Genomic DNA, 15,556 nt, shown 5'->3' with positions numbered 1-15,556 from the left:
AGGTTATGAATGGTGATCGAGTGCGCACAAGGCGCCGTAAAGCGGCCGGTAGAGCAATCGGGCGAGGGCGGGGTCGGCCGGATCGGCGAAGCGGCTCGACGGATCGGGTGAGAAATAAGGGCTGAGGATCGCGTGCAGATCGCCCAGCAGGCCACCCCGCCCGGGCGGTGGGAGTTGTCCTTCAGAAGTCACCGCCCTGGCCTGACGCATGTCGAAACTGGCATCGACGAACACGACCCGGGCAGGGACGCCACCGCGCACCAGACGACCGATGACCTGCCACAACGTGACAAGCTGGTCCCACGCGAAGACCTTCTGCTCCCATTTGGGCAACCGAGAGTACGCGTAGCGGCGGGTGAGCAGACGCCGCCACTCCTCGCGGGCTTCGTGCCGGAAGTTCAGCGCCGCCTGGTCGAGACTTGCGGCCTTGGTGACCAGCTCGCTGAAGGTCGCGGGTCCCTTCCGTTCGTCATCTCGCTCTTGGTCTCGGACGAACCGTGCCGCCCAGTCGTTGATGGCGAAGACGGCCAGCGACAGGTCGTCGGGGCGGGGGTGCGGCCGGGCGAGGAAGAACGCGATCCCGAAAGCCGCCCTTCCTTCGGCGTTGAGGATGTTGTGGCCGCGTTCGACCGCCATGAGGGGGGCCACGAGGATCTCGGCGTTCGGGTCGTCCGCGAAACTGGCCAGGTCTCCTCGGCGGATCGAGCCAGGGCCGAGGGCGACGTCCAGGTCGGCGTCGTCAGCCACCAGCACGCGGACCCGCCCGCTCCACCGGCCGAACTCGTCCAGCACCCTTGCGACGACATTCGCCTCCTTGTAACTGCCGACCAGCAGCAGCGCCCTTCTGCGTGAATCGTCGTCGGCCCTGGCCAGTTCGCGCTCCAGCAGACTCGGCGTCCCACCGCGTCCCGGAGCCCCCAGCTTCCGTGCCATGGCCGCTGCGGCCAGCGGCCGGACCTTCGGATCCACCCCTGACAGCCGCATCGGCCGGCCGTCATCGCCCGCGAGGAAGAGCGTCGCGAACCGGGACCGATTCACCGCCTGCAGCGACGTCTCGGACGGCATGAGCACCGCGCCGACCGGCTCCAGCACATGAGCACGAGAAGACGCGCCGGCCCAGCTCGTGCCCGACATCAGCACGACATGCGCACCTGGGCGTCCGGCGCCGGGGTCGGCCCCGAACCGATGCAGAAGGAGCAACAGCTCCCGGCCGACACCCGCACACCTGAAGAACCGCAGAGTGCCGCTGAACTGACCGTCTTCGTTCTTGGCGCTCTCGTCGGGCAGGAACTGGTATCCGAGCACGTTTCCCATCGGCGATTCAGGGACGACCGGGGCGTAGTCCTGCGGTGGACGTTTGGACATCTCGTTACCGGTCGAGTCGAGCTTCATCGCGGCCTCCACGGCGGGCCACAAGTGGGTCAGCTGTACGAGACGGTGGTCGAGTGCGGTCAGAAGCAGGAGGAACTCCAGCCTGAGGCGAGAGGCGGTGATCCACGTGAGGTCGTCGGCCGGGGCTTGCGTCTCGGCGACCAGAGTCCGCAGAAGCGTCTCGACACGGCTCTGCACGTGCTGCGTCGCCATCGAGCTCAGCAGGTCCTTCGTCACAGACGTCAGCTCTCCCACGAGCTCACTACGCGGCGCCCGGTCGCCCAGAGGGTCATCGCGGTAGTCGTCGAAAACCCGGGTCAGCCGGCCCCGCAGATCGGCGGCGAGCGACGGTTCTGGGCCCTCCCCGGCGTCGGTCTCGTAGAGTGCCGCCTCGTCGGGAAGGTCGGCGGAAACCGTGAGGGGCTCGCCGAACCATTCCTTGAGAAACTTCTCCTGCAGGGTCCATGGGCTGAAGTAGTCGACGTCGACCCAGGCGCGCAGCGCTTCGGACGAGATGAGCAGTTGGTAGAGCCTGTCGGTGGCGGTACCCACCGTCGTCAGCGCGGAGCTCCAGCGGCCAATCTCGACGTCGGTCAGCTGAAGCCGGCCCTGCATCGAGAGTTCGCCGATCTTGTGCGTCTGCAGTCCGTCGAGCCAGGAGTCCGGCCCCGGCTGCACCAGAGTCGCCGACGGAGAGAAGATCCCGTCGAGCTTCATCTGGACCGCGTCCGCCTCATCGACGATCACCAGGTCGCTCATCAGGCAGGCCAGCTCCAGCTGACGCAACCGCTCGGCATTCAGCTGGCGAGCCACCAGAGATTGGACGAGGCTCGCCGGATTCGCGACCCAAACAAGGGAGTCCACCTGTTCCATCGCCGCACGGTGGCGCGGACACGATCTCCAGATCGGACAGCTGTGCGGCGTCCTCATGAACCGGGGCCTGGCCTGCGCCACCGGGCCACCGGGCCGATAGTCAGGAAGCGCGTCGTCCGTCTCGGCTTCGGGCGCATGTTCGGGGTAGAGGGTCGCGCACGGAGCGTCGGCGAAGCGCAGTGGATCGGTCGGCTCGACGCCGCGCAGCGCATCCACGACACAAGCGGTGCTCAGGTCGTCGAACGCCGCCTCGTCGTGATCGAGCAGGTTGTCGAGGCCTTGCGAGGAAAGGCGGCGGTGGAGTCTCTGCACGTGGAGCGGTCTGGTGGTGGAACCCAGAAGGGGCGTGGCCGAGGTGAAGCGCCGGATCGTCTCGACGAGGCGAAGCTGCTCGGCGACGTCCCCGACCACGAGCGTGCTGCGCAGTCCCCGTCTTGCCGCCCAGACCGCGAGGAGGACCATGAGCGTGCTCTTGCCCGCGCCGACCATGCCGACCAGGTGCAGGAGGCCGTTGATCGGTAGTTCCCCCGACTCGGCGAAGTCGGCCCCGTCCTTCGTGCGGAGCGCGAAGCGCAGGTCGGCGAAGCGCCTCATCCAGTTACCCGGAGGCGACACGCCGTCCGCGCGCTCGGCGTCGTCCATCCAGGCCGCGACATCAGCCAGGTCCGTGCGCGTGGGAGTCAGGGGCGAGCCATCACCAGGCCGTCCGGCTGCCAGGTCGTGGCCGGGACGCGGCGGCACGACCAGGTCGGCCGGAATGGTCACGGACGTGGACCTACGGCGTTCGGTGAAGCTGTTGCGGCCCGGAGGGGCGGGCCTGAGGTCATGGGTGGCGTGTGCTGGCAGGTGCGACAGAGCCTCGAGGTACGTCTCCCGCCGGGTGTCCGCGATCGTCGGCCTCAGGGCGCGTGGCGGCTTTCCCGGCTCCGAGACGTCATACGCGCGCAACCGCTCCGGTAGAGCCTGGTAGACATCGAGCAGATCGTGCCACGTGCGACGTCGCCGGAGAGTCCACAGAAGGTGGCGACCCGCAGCGATGGCCGTCTCCGCCTGGCCGGTCACCAGACCTGCCGCGTGTGCGTAGGGATAGCCGCTCAGCAGTGTGTACGCTCCCTCGGCCGGTTCATCCGGAGCGGCGAGACCGTTGAGGAACAACGCGAGTTCGATTTGGCAGACCTGCGGCGGCTTCAACCCCGTCGCCACCACCGCGGAGTCGTTCCAATGCGGCCGCAGCCTTTCGCTCACGGGTTTGTGCCATGACTCCCGGTCACGCATCATTTCCCACTCTCTGCGCACGGAGACGCGCTTTGGCGCGCTTCACCGTCTGGCCGTGTGTGCGAAGGACAAGGCCGCCGGCCGCAGAAGGACGGTGCCGTTTGAAGACGTCCACGTAGTCGTGCCGCTCGGTTGCGCGATGGTCGGGAACGACCCAGAACGCCTCGTCATAGGGTGGCTCGGCCGGAACGGGCCGAGCCGACCTGCCGAGGAACACCGGGCTGGCCCAGTCCTTCACGTCGATGGCCCACACCCATCCGTCCGGGAAAGTGACCCGCAGGTCATAGCTGTCGAACCCCGGCCACATCTGAACGTGGACCCCGAGGACGCCCAGCGCGGTTTCGAGGTCGATTTCCGCGCGTCCGGGGCCCGTCACGAACTGGCGAAGTGGGCGCATCAGCTGACGGAGCTCGCCGACTTCGTCGACCAGTAGCTCGCGGCCCGCCGGGGGCGGCCCGAAGCGCTGGCAACGGTCTCGCTCACACCACCAGCCGCCGTCCCGGGTGGGGACGAGCAACGTGAGGCAGCGGCCGCAGGCCACGAACCGTCCGTCTCTGGCGAAGCTCCGCGGCACGTCGACATAGGCCTTGCCGATGACGTGGTGAACAGGCTCGAGTTGGAGATCGCCGAGCACCTCGAAGAACTCGGCGGCGGTGAGGACCGGGCGTTCGACGAGAAGCCTGCGGAAGGCGGAGTAGGCGTCCTCCTCCCCGTAGTCGCGGCAGCGGGTCAGGGCTTCACGGATGTACAGACGCTCCAGGTATTCGGCCGCGCTGTCGCGGGAACGTTCCGACCACTCGTGACAGAGCTCCGTTGGCCGACCGGAGAGGGGGTCGAGGAGCCGATCGTCGCCGCTGACCAGATCAGCCGGTAGGTCGAGAGGCCAGTCGCTGATCGGCCGTTCGCGGCACCAATCCAGCAACTGCGCGAGACTCGCGGGCGGCTGCGCGCCACGAAGCAGACAGGCGAGAACGGTCCGGTCCAGTGCCCGTTGTGCCTCTGCCGGGTAAGGCAGGGTGAAGCCCTCCAGGCCTTGGTGGGTCTCAAGTTTGAGCAGCGCCGTCGCGAGTGTCGTGAGCAGGGGAACCCCGTTGTGGACGGGCCCGTCAGGAAATGACATCAATGGTCTCTCCCACTTCGGCGAGTCCGGGAGCGCACCAGGGAAGAGCCTCGCAGCCGCGGCACGGACGTCCAGGGCGGGCCGGGTACACCTCATCGGCAGCCCATTGGATGCCGTAACCGGCGATGATGGTGCGCGCCTGGGAGACCGTTGCCGGATCGGAGGGAGCGAACTCCTCCCGCATCCTGCCGTCGGCGAACAGCAGTTCGAGCTCGACCAGAGACCGGCGCAGATTCCCGCCGGGAACTCCCGATGCCATCATGACGACGGCGAGGGCGACCTGTGGATACAGCTCCATGAGGGGGATGTGGCCGGGCGGCCTCTTTCCGCTGGTCTTGGTCTCGCGCCAGATCCATCCGTCGCCGTCCGCGTAGAGCAGATCGGCATCCGCGACCACCACGCTGTCCAGATCTGAGTCGTACGCAGCCAGCCGAGGCTGGACGTGGACCGGCGAAGCCGCAGGCAGATCGTTGAGCGGACAGATCGCCCGGTGCTGAGCGATCATCCGGATAGCCGTTCCAGTCTCCTCAGGCGTGAGGCCGGCGACGGCTTCGGGCAGGGGCAGGGACCGACAACCGCCGGGGGTGGCGTGGCGATCATTGAGCCAGGCGTCCACGGCTCGGCCCCGCCTGATCTGCTCCGATTCCCGAGCCAGACGCTTGATCTTCAGCACGCGCGTCAGGTGGTAACGAGCGGGACAATCACGGTGGGCACGGAGATCCGACATGGAGACGGTCCGCCGCTTACGTGGCGCCGAGGGCGTCGCGCCGAGCAGCCCCGGGACACGCACGGGAGCCGCGCACAGCGGCAGTTCCTCACAGCCCGCGCAGTCCGCGCCCGGCCTGCGGTCGGCGCCGTCCACCAACTCGGCGAAGGCCGCACGGACGATCGTTTCGTAACCGATCCGGACTTGGGCTACATCCAGGTCGGCGAGGACCTTTCTGCTGCCGTCTCCGCATCCCACCGAGATGACCCTGACTCGTTGGGGTGCAACGTCCCGGCCCGTGAGGGGCCGGTAGGGCTTACGGAAGCCACTGATGGCCGCGTCTCCGAAAGCCGCGACAGCGGCTGCGGCCAGGATCACTCTCTCCGGCTTGTCCTTGGCCGAGGTGAAGCTCGGTAACCACAGCTCACGAAGCGTGCCGTCGGCAGAGGTATAACGACGCCCCCATGCGGTGCGCTCGTACCTCGTCGCGCCCCGGGCGTCCGCCTCCTTGCGCTCGTGCACAGCCACCCATTCGTGGCCGACCGGGCCGGTGGCCGGATACCCGGCCGCCCGGCGCGCTGCTTCCTCGTCAGCCCGTGCGCCGAGAAATGCAGCGGTAGCGGCCTCCGCCCAGCGCAGATGCCCTGCGTGGCACGGTTTGCCGGTGACCGCACGACCGAATTCCGCCTCGTCCAGCGCTCGCATCACCGGAGCGAGCGCGAACTCCTCAAGCGGCGTGCGGCGGGTGCGCTCAGGCTGATGGAAGACAAGCGGCCGCGTCACCGCAGCTCTGCCACGCGGACAGGCGTGCGGATCCGGCTCGAGCAACGCAGCTTTGACCCGTATCACGCGGGGATCGCCTGCCAGTCCAGGACACACCTGAGGTCCCCTCTCTCGATAGTCGACGAGGATTAGGAAAGCATCAGCTGTGAACTTAGTCAATCGCGTTACTGCTAGCATTCACTAGACATGGCATCTAAATAGTCGCAGGAACCGAGGAGCACCGCGTTGAAACCAGGTCAAATCCTCAACGGGAGATTTGAGCTGCTCGACATCCACCGGACAGGAGGGATGGCTCAGCTCTGGCGGGCTCTCGATCGCGAAACCAGGTCCATGGTGATGGTCAAGGCTCTCCTGGCGCCCGGCGACCACACCGTGGACGGGATCAGTGCCTACCGGGATCTCTGCGGCAGGTTCCGGCGCGAATGTGAACTGCTCGGCAAGCTCGACGCCCCGAACATCCCGTGTCTGCTGTACCGGGACCTTCGCCCCTCCGAACCGTTCTACGTCATGGAGTTCATCACCGGTCTGGCGCTGGACCTCTACCTGAAGAAGTACAGCCCGCCACCGGTGGAGGCCTCGGCGGCGATCGTCGTGGATCTCCTCGACGGACTGAAGGTCGTCCACGCCGCCCAAGCCGTCCACCGTGACCTCAAGCCCGCCAACGCCGTCATCGACCGCAGCGGGACGACCTGGTTGATCGATCTCGGCATCGCTTTCCTCCTGGACCCCGCCGCCACCCGCTACACCCAGGCGGGGGCCACCCCCGGAAGCCACGGCTTCAAGGCCCCCGAGATCCTCCGAGGTGACGGCCACCCCACTCACGCCGCCGACATCTACAGCCTCGGCTGTCTGACCTACCTGCTGCTCACCGCACACCAGGTGTTCGACGACCGGAGCGAGCACCTGATGGCGCGACGGCATCTCGAGGAGCGACCACCGCGACCGAGCCTGATCAATCCCCGGATTCCGAAGGCCATCGACGACCACGTTCTGGGGATGCTGGAGAAGAGCCCCGGAGCTCGGCCGTCGATAGCCGAGATACGGGCAGCTTTTGCCGCTTTCCTTCCCTCCCTGAGCGGCGCGACGCCGTCTCCACTGCTCGATCCTGATCCGACCGCTCGATACCGCGGCGCCCAGTCACAAACCCCGCCGCAGACCAGACTCGCCGGACGCCGATCGTCGCGACCGCCGCAAAGCGGGGTGAACCGTGAGACGTTCGGTCGCCTTCGCGCAGAAGCGCTCACGGAGATCCGGTCATCCGGGCCGGGACGGCATCTGGATCGGCTACGGAACGTTCTGCCGGACGCCCGAAACCGCTGGGGCGTGAAGGACGAGGACATCCTTCGCGGCCTGCTGCTCGTCGCCGACGCCCTCCGCGCCGAAGACCACAACTCCGAAGCCAAGGCCGCCTACCAGGAGGTTCTCGGGCACGCGTCCGCGTCGATGGCCGACGTGACGATCGAGGCCCGCTTGGGAATCGCCGAATGCAGGATCAGCCTGGGCGACGCTCAACGGGCCCATGCGGACTGGACGGGGATCGTACGAGACATGTCCGCGCTACCTGATCCGTCGCCTCATCTGACCAGCCGCATCAATGAGGTGCGGGCATACCTGGACGAGAGCGGCTTCGCCGTCTGAACGGGCCGGCGCTCTCAGCTGAGCGGAATCCGCCCAGAGGCCAGCAGCTCCGCCATCGCCTGAACGAGTGACCTCCCCGACGACTCCAGACTGCGGGTCATCCTCTCGAAGTCGACCACCCTCCGATAGATCTCGCCATAGCGCCGCTGATCTTCCAATGGCAGTAGCAGAACACGGAGCCGTCGGACGTCCACCCGGGAAGACGAGGACGAATGCCCCCCTGCCTGCCGAGCGTTGCCCGGAGACCTCAGACACGCGGCCAGGAACCACGGGTCAACGACCGTGGGGTCGGGTCGTATCACCAGGAACTGCGGGCCGACGATCGACGGGGCTCCGGCGTCGACGTGGACGCCGAACGACTGGGCCACGCTGACAACGACCAGGTCATCCGCGGAAGTCACGGTGAGGTCGGGCGTCACCTCGAGATCCTCCTTTGGCAGCCACTCTTCGGGACCGTCAGAGAGATGAAAATCAGACGTGGCGAAGACCTTGACTCCGAGGTCGGGCCGATGACCGCGCCGCAGGCGCAGCTCCGGTAGTGGACGGCCCGGCAGGATGCGAAGGGCGGAGATTCCTTCGAGCTCGGCCAGCGACACGCTGACGTGACCCTCACCTGCGGCGACGGGGGTCAGCGCCGAGAGACCGGCGCGGAGGCCCTCCATCTCCCGGAGGTGTTCACCGAACCGATCCCAGCTTTGCTGCAGCCGAACCCGGGATGTCACATCCGAAACAGGTATGTGCCGGCCGGGGGTCAGGTCGACGTCCTCATCGAGAAGTTCGATGGTCGCTACGCGTACCGACCGCTCGGTCCGTCCCTGCCGTACCGCCTCAGAGACGTGGTCCAGAACCGCCGACCAGTCGACGCCGGCACGACCGGTTGACGCCGTGGCCCTACAGTCGGACACGTCGACGAACAACGGCCCGCCCGAGACGGCCGCCTCCCGTGGACGGCGAAGAACCCACAGCTGAAGGGCGACGCCGAAGGGAACGGCGGCCCCCGGAGGCAGCGTTATGACCGCTTCCAAGGCTCCTTGCCGAAGGAGAGCGGCCCTCACCCTGCGTCCCGCTCTCCTGCCGGCGACCGCAGGGGGGAGCAGGGCCACCGCGATCCCGTCAGCGTCCAGAAGGGACACCGCGTGCTGGACCCAAGCGAGTTCGGATTCGGTTCTGGGCGGCTGTCCGAAGATCCACCGAGGGTCGGACATCAGCTCGGTGTGGCCCCAGTCACGTTCGTTGGCCGGCAGGTCACACAGCACGATGTCAGCTTTGACATCGGGGAAGGCATTCGACCGCAGCGAGTCTCCTGCTTCGATAGCCAGTGACGCCGATTCACCGTCTCGGCGGATTCGGCCGAACAGTCTGACCGTCGCCATCTCGGTCAGCACCCGGTCGATGTCCTGGCCGAGCAGCGCCGCGGACGGCCAGGCGTCGTGCGCGGCGAGGAGAAGCGCGCCCAGCCCGCACGACGGATCCATCACCGCTCTGACCGGTCCGCGGTGGAAGAGCCCGCCCACCCGCACCATCAGGTCCGCGAGTTGAGGCGGGGTCGCGGCCACCTGCCGGACGTGTACCCCCTGCCATCGGTCGATGAGGAAGTCGAGCACGCGTTCCCAGCCCTCGTCTGCTGCCAGGGCGACAGCGGCTTCCACGAGCGAGGTCTCATGGGAAGGCAACGTGCCGCCGAAGGATCGCCCGAGGAAGGCGTAGCCGACGGCTGCGATCGCCATCCCCATGGAGTCGCGATCCCCCAGTGCGTCGAAACGGGGCCAAAGCCGTTCGAGCCTGCCCGATCCGTCTTGAAGTTTCTGATTTTCCCGCAGCCAGCGCTCGACCGTATCCAAGTCGAACTGAGGGCTGGCGTCGCTTCCCCCCACCGGATCGGGAAAGGTGGAATAACGTCTCCGCCAGTTGCTCACGGCCGCACGGCCAACGCCGGCGATCCTCGCGATTTCCGCGAGCGTGACGGCCGGACTGGCGTGGCTGCTCATTGACTTAGTTTATCTGCACTCACTGGCGGTAGCGCCTTCAGGCCTACGGGCAACCAGAATCCACTGGTTCATGCAGCTCAGCGGCGGTTGACCATAAGGAGTCACTTACTCTCAGTGAGAGGTCGACACCAGCGGCGGGAATCGATCAGCTCATCCAGGTGCGCTCACACGCCTGTCACCGAACGACCAACCCGGTGACCGCCCGAGAGATGATCAGCCGCTGGATCTCCGACGTCCCCTCGAAGATGGTGAAGATCTTCGCGTCGCGGTGGAACCTCTCGACGGGATGGTCGCGCGTGTACCCCGCCCCACCCAGCACCTGAATCGCCTGCTCCGTCACCCAGACCGCCGTCTCCCCCGCCACCAGCTTCGACATCGACCCCTCGGCCTGCGTGAACCCGCCCCCCTGCCGCCCCATCCACGCCGCCTTCCACGTCAGCAGCCGCGCCATCTCGATCCGCGTCGCCATGTCGGCGAGCAGGAACGCCACCGCCTGGTTCTCCCCGATGGCCCGCCCGAACTGCCGCCGTTCCCGCGCGTAGTCCCGCGCGTACTCGAAGGCCGCCCGCGCGATCCCCACGGCCATCGAGGCGACCACCGGCCGAGTGGCCTCGAAGGTCCGCAGCGCCGCCTGGCCGCCCGACCGCTGGCCCGACCGGGCCCGCGCCAGCCGTTCCTCCATCTTGTCGACCCCGCCCAGCAGGCACGAGGCGGGCAGCACCACGTCGTCCAAGACCACTTCGGCCGTGTGCGACGCCCTGATCCCGTGCTTGCGGAACTTCTGCCCCTGGGAGAAACCGGGGGTCCCGGGCGGCACGACGAACGTCACCTGCCCCCGCGCCCCCAGCGACGGGTCGACGGTCGCCACCACGATGTGGACGGCCGCGATCCCCCCGTTCGACACCCACGTCTTGGTCCCGTTCAACCGGAAGTCGCCGGAGGGCAGCCGGGTGGCAGTGGTCCGGATGGCCCCCACGTCGGACCCGGCGTCCGGCTCCGAGGCGCAGAACGCACCCACCGCAACGTCGTCAGGTGTTCCGAACATCACCGGCAGCCAGGTCCCGACCTGTTCGTCGGTTCCGTTGGCCGACAGCGCGGCGGCGGCAAGGCCCGTCGCCGTCAGGGACAGGCCGATTCCCGCGTCGCCCCAGAACAGCTCCTCGAAGGCCACCGGCAGCCCGAGGCCGCTGCTCTCGAACCACTGGGTGGCGAAGAAATCCATCGAATAGAGGCCGATCTTGGCCGCCTCCTGGAGCACCGGCCACGGGGTCTCCTCGCGGTCGTCCCATAGGGCCCCAGCTGGGCGGACGACGTCTCGGGCGAACGCGTGCACCCACTCGCGGACCTCACGGACATCTTCTGGCAATTCAGGGTTGAAGGTCGTCACCGCCACAGGCTACCCCTTGACGATGATGTTCCCGTTAAGTTAAATCAAGGATCGAAATAAGGCATTGAGAAAGACCCTTCACACCCCCCTTCACTGTGGAGAACACGCATGAGAGGTCTGTCCAGGCTTGCCGCCTTGGGCACCGCGTCGGCGGTCGTGGCCGCCGCGCTGATCGCCTTACCGGCAGGTCCCGCCTTCGCCGACGTCCTGCTGTCGCAGGGCAAGACGGCGACGTCATCCTCCGTCGAGAACGGCGGTACGCCCGCCTCGGCGGCCGTCGACGGCAACACCGCCACCCGCTGGTCGAGCCTCTACACCAACGACCAGTGGCTGCAGGTCGACCTCGGGTCGGCACAGGCCATCAACAAGGTCACCCTCCTCTGGGAGGGGGCCTACGGAAGCGCGTACAAGATCCAGGGCTCGACCAACGGCACCTCCTGGACGGACCTGCAGAACGTCACCGGAGGTGACGGAGGCACCGACACCCTGACTGTGAGCGGTACCTATCGGTATGTACGGCTGCAGGGCGTCACCCGGGCCACCGGGTGGGGCTACTCCCTCTGGGAGTTCCAGGTCTTCGGGCCGGACGGCACCGGCGGCGGGACCTGCGGCACCACCAACGCGGCGCTGAACAAGCCCGCCAGCGCCTCCTCGCTCCAGGGCGCCGGGTTCCCGGCCTCGGCCGCGTTCGACGGCAACAACGGCACCCGCTGGTCGAGCCTGGCGGCCGACCCGCAGTGGGTGCAGGTCGACCTCGGCTCCGCCGTGGACATCTGCAAGATCGACCTGCGCTGGGAGGCCGCGTACGCCTCCAGCTTCCAGCTCCAGTCGTCGACCAACGGCACCACCTGGACGACACTCAAGTCGGTGACCGGTGCGACCGGTGGCGTGCAGTCCCACACGGTGACCGGCAACGGCCGCTACATCAGAGTGAACGGCACAGCCCGCGCCACCGGCTATGGCTACTCACTCTGGGAGGTCGCGGTTTACACCGGCAGCGGACCCGTCGACCCGGGCGACCCCGGCGGCCCGATCACGGGCGGCGGCGACCTCGGCCCGAACGTCCACGTCTACGACGCCTCGACGCCGGCCGCGACCATCCAGAGCCAGCTCGACTCGGTGTTCACGCAGCAGGAGTCGGCGCAGTTCGGCACCGGACGGCACGCGTTCATGTTCAAGCCGGGCACCTACAACGTCAACGCGAAGGTCGGGTTCTACACCTCGATCTACGGCCTCGGCCAGAACCCCGGCGACGTCACCATCAACGGCGGCATCACCGTCGACGCGGGCTGGTTCAACGGCAACGCGACGCAGAACTTCTGGCGCTCCACCGAGAACCTGTCGGTGCAGCCGACCGGCGGCACCAACCAGTGGGCCGTGTCGCAGGCCGCCCCGTTCCGCCGCATGTGGATCAAGGGCAACCTGAACCTCGCGCCGACCGGCTACGGCTGGGCGTCCGGCGGCTACATCGCCGACTCCCGGATCGACGGGACCGTCGGCCCCTACTCGCAGCAGCAGTGGTACACCCGTGACTCCACGATCGGCGGCTGGCTGAACGGCGTGTGGAACATGGTGTTCTCGGGCGTCGTCGGCGCCCCGGCCACCGGCTTCCCCGAGCCCGTCTACACGACGCTGCAGAACACCCCGCTCTCACGGGAGAAGCCGTACCTGTACGTCGACGGCTCTGGCGCCTACCGCGTCTTCGTGCCCTCGCTCCGCACCAACGCGCGTGGCCAGAGCTGGGCGAACGGCGCCACCCCCGGCACCTCGCTCCCGCTGTCGCAGTTCTACGTCGCCAAGCCCGGCGACTCGGCCGCCCGCATCAACGCGGCGCTCGCCCAGGGCCTGCACCTGCTGCTCACCCCGGGCATCTACCGCACCAGCGCCCCGATCAACATCGACCGGGCCAACACCGTCGTCCTGGGCCTCGGCCTGGCGACGATCATCCCCGAGAACGCGGCGGTGGCGATGAAGGTCGCCGACGTGGACGGCGTCCGCCTCGCGGGCTTCCTGATCGACGCCGGACCGCAGAAGTCGCCCGTGCTCATCGAGGTCGGCCCGCCCGGCTCCTCGGCCGACCACAGCGCCAACCCCACCACCCTGTCGGACGTGTTCGTCCGCATCGGCGGCGCCTTCGCCGGCAACGCCGAGGTCAGCGTCATCGTCAACAGCGACGACGTGATCATCGACCACACCTGGCTGTGGCGCGGCGACCACGGCGAGGGCATCGGCTGGAACGTCAACACGGCCGAGACCGGCCTGATCGTGAACGGTGACGACGTCCTGGCCACCGGCCTGTTCGTCGAGCACTACCGCAAGTACGACGTCGAGTGGTACGGCGAGCGCGGCCGGACGATCTTCTTCCAGAACGAGAAGGCCTACGACCCGCCGAACCAGGCCGCCTACATGAACGGCTCGGTCAAGGGCTGGGCCGCCTACAAGGTGGGCGACAACGTCCAGGTCCACGAGGGCTGGGGCATGGGCGCCTACTGCTACTTCAACGTCGACCCGACCATCCAGGTCGACCGGGTCTTCGAGGTGCCGATCAGGCCCACGGTGAAGTTCCACAGCCTGCTGGCGGTCTCGCTCGGCGGCAACGGCATCATCAACCACGTGATCAACACCACGGGCGGACCCGCCCAGGGCACGGCGACCATCCCCGCCAAGGTGGTCTCCTACCCGTAACCGAAAAAGCTGGGCCGTGGGTCTCCCGGGCGCCGCCGGGAGGCTCACGGCTCCTCCATGTGCGCCGAGTCCAATTTGTGAGGACCTTTTCCGGCTTGTCGCCTATAAGGTGACCCGCACCGGAATGGGGATTAAGATGCCGATCTTCCTCGCGCGGCTGCTGGCCCGGATCAGCACCTGGTGGACTCCCGTGCTCGTGCTGGCCGTGGTGTTCGTGACGAGCTGGCCCCTGATGACGCTCGCCGAACCGGGCGCCGACATCACCTCGCCGGGCAACTTCTGGTGGTGGTTCGTGGTGACGTCCTCGACCGTGGGCTACGGCGACCTGTTCCCCAGGTCCCCGGCGGGCCACCTCGTGGGCGTCTACGTGATCGTCGGCGGCATCGCCGCGCTGACGACGCTGTTCACCCGCCTCGCCACCCGCATCGAACGGACGAGGGGACGCCGCATGCACGGCTCGATCACGGTGCGCCTGTCCGGGCACGTCGTCCTGCTGGGCTACAGCCCGGGGCGCACCGAGACGATGGTGGACGAACTGTCCGCCGACGGCACGAAGGTGGTCGTCTGCGCCTGGGACGAGGTCCAGAGCCATCCCATGCCCGAGAAGGACGTCGAGTTCGTCCGGGGCGCGCTGACCGACGAGAGGACGCTGGCCAGAGCGGGCGTCGACCGAGCGCACAGCGTGCTGGTCGACGCCCGCGACGACAACGAGGCCCTCGCCGTCGCGCTGACCGCCGACCACGTGATCACCACCGCGCATCTGGTGGTGGCGCTGCGCGATCTCGCGCGGGTCAGGCAGGTCCGGTACGTCGGGGAGAAGATCCGCTGCGTGCAGTGGCACACCCCGCACATGATCACCGAGGAGCTGAGGGACCCCGGGATCAGCGAGATCTACGCCCAGCTCATGACCCACGGCGGCGCCGACACCTATTCGGTCCCGCTCACGGTCGGGCCGGTGACGGTCGAGCACTGCCAGACGGTCTTGGGCCGCCACCACGGCGCGACCCTGCTGGCCGCCCGCGACGGCGCGGCGCTGCTGGTCAATCCGCCGTGGCAGGCCGAACTGAACGCGGGGACGATCCTGTACTACATGGGCTCGGCCCGGCTCGACGCCGCCCGGCTCGCCCTCAGTCTTGGAGCTCCGGCCAGTCGATGATCATCGGGATCGGCATGCCGATCTCGGGTGAGCCGCCCGCGTCCCGCATCAGCGTGCCGATGTGCTTGTACGTCATGGTCGCCTGGTCGAGGTGGTAACGCTCGACGGCGGAGACGCCCGTCCGGTCGAGCCGGAGGATCCAGTAGTAGAGGATCCCGGCCCGCCCGTATTCGCTGGGTTTGCCGCACGTGTCGGTGGTCTCGGTCCCGGGCTCGACGATCTCCACGGCCAGCACGACGTCGTCGGGGCGCAGCACGTGATCGTCGTCGAGGCACCGGAAGAGCACCACGTCGGGCCGCCGGACGTGCAGCGGCACGTCCCGCAGGCGGACGTCGGCGGCGTTGGCGACGGTCAGGCAGCCGTAGCCCCGGGCCATCGCCTCACGGGCGTGCTTCTCCAGCAGGTCGGCGAGCCGCCGGGCCACGGTCTGGTGCCTGCGGCCGTTGGAGGGGCGGTGCACCACGTAGCCGTCGACGACCTCGATCAGCAGGTCGCCGGGGAGCAGCGCGTACTCCTCCGCCGTGAGCGGATGAGGCTGGGAACTGAGCGTGCGGAACCAGTCGTCTGGCACCGT

At 68.0% G+C, this 15,556-nt stretch carries 9 protein-coding genes; 3 read left to right on the top strand and 6 right to left on the bottom strand.

Annotated features, from left to right (window positions below):
* Nucleotides 1-3 precede the first annotated feature (3 nt).
* From FDA94_RS26055 to FDA94_RS26045, 3 genes are read right to left on the bottom strand one after another with little or no spacing between them, the layout of a single operon-like run.
* Nucleotides 4-3,489: a pPIWI_RE_Z domain-containing protein gene (locus tag FDA94_RS26055; RefSeq protein WP_212735512.1), complete on the bottom strand. Its 3,486-nt coding sequence runs from the start codon at nucleotides 3,487-3,489 to the stop codon at nucleotides 4-6.
* Between the two features lie 22 nt (nucleotides 3,490-3,511).
* A complete protein-coding gene (locus FDA94_RS26050; RefSeq protein ID WP_137249710.1) occupies nucleotides 3,512-4,639 on the bottom strand; it encodes a pPIWI_RE_Y domain-containing protein in 1,128 nt (375 codons plus the stop codon).
* Complete coding sequence (locus tag FDA94_RS26045; protein ID WP_170991128.1) at nucleotides 4,626-6,128, bottom strand: PD-(D/E)XK nuclease family protein; 1,503 nt, start codon at nucleotides 6,126-6,128, stop codon at nucleotides 4,626-4,628. The genes FDA94_RS26050 and FDA94_RS26045 overlap by 14 nt, the downstream gene beginning before the upstream one ends.
* A gap of 288 nt (nucleotides 6,129-6,416) precedes the next feature.
* Between FDA94_RS26045 and FDA94_RS26040 the strand changes: the two genes are divergently transcribed.
* A complete protein-coding gene (locus FDA94_RS26040; RefSeq protein ID WP_137249708.1) occupies nucleotides 6,417-7,766 on the top strand; it encodes a serine/threonine protein kinase in 1,350 nt (449 codons plus the stop codon).
* Between the two features lie 14 nt (nucleotides 7,767-7,780).
* Here the strand turns inward: FDA94_RS26040 and FDA94_RS26035 are convergent, their stop codons facing one another.
* Both FDA94_RS26035 and FDA94_RS26030 read right to left on the bottom strand, forming a co-directional pair.
* Nucleotides 7,781-9,754: an N-6 DNA methylase gene (locus FDA94_RS26035; protein WP_137249707.1), complete on the bottom strand. Its 1,974-nt coding sequence runs from the start codon at nucleotides 9,752-9,754 to the stop codon at nucleotides 7,781-7,783.
* A 175-nt stretch (nucleotides 9,755-9,929) separates the two neighbouring features.
* Complete coding sequence (locus FDA94_RS26030; RefSeq protein ID WP_137249706.1) at nucleotides 9,930-11,141, bottom strand: acyl-CoA dehydrogenase family protein; 1,212 nt, start codon at nucleotides 11,139-11,141, stop codon at nucleotides 9,930-9,932.
* A 108-nt stretch (nucleotides 11,142-11,249) separates the two neighbouring features.
* Here FDA94_RS26030 and FDA94_RS26025 point away from each other — a divergent pair, with 108 nt between their 5' ends.
* Together FDA94_RS26025 and FDA94_RS26020 are read left to right on the top strand one after the other, a co-directional pair.
* Nucleotides 11,250-13,826 (top strand): discoidin domain-containing protein, encoded by a 2,577-nt coding sequence (locus FDA94_RS26025; protein WP_137249705.1) that lies wholly within the window; start codon nucleotides 11,250-11,252, stop codon nucleotides 13,824-13,826.
* 136 nt (nucleotides 13,827-13,962) lie between these two features.
* Nucleotides 13,963-14,982 (top strand): ion channel, encoded by a 1,020-nt coding sequence (locus tag FDA94_RS26020; RefSeq protein ID WP_137249704.1) that lies wholly within the window; start codon nucleotides 13,963-13,965, stop codon nucleotides 14,980-14,982.
* Here the strand turns inward: FDA94_RS26020 and FDA94_RS26015 are convergent.
* A complete protein-coding gene (locus FDA94_RS26015) occupies nucleotides 14,954-15,553 on the bottom strand; it encodes a Uma2 family endonuclease (protein WP_212735511.1) in 600 nt (199 codons plus the stop codon). The genes FDA94_RS26020 and FDA94_RS26015 overlap by 29 nt on opposite strands.
* Between the last annotated feature and the right edge of the window lie 3 nt (nucleotides 15,554-15,556).

Origin of the sequence: Herbidospora galbida, from assembly GCF_005233835.1 — a bacterium.
Lineage (GTDB): Bacteria > Actinomycetota > Actinomycetes > Streptosporangiales > Streptosporangiaceae > Herbidospora > Herbidospora galbida.
Note: the sequence above shows the minus strand (reverse complement) of the source record. Positions and strands in the feature narration are given on the sequence as shown.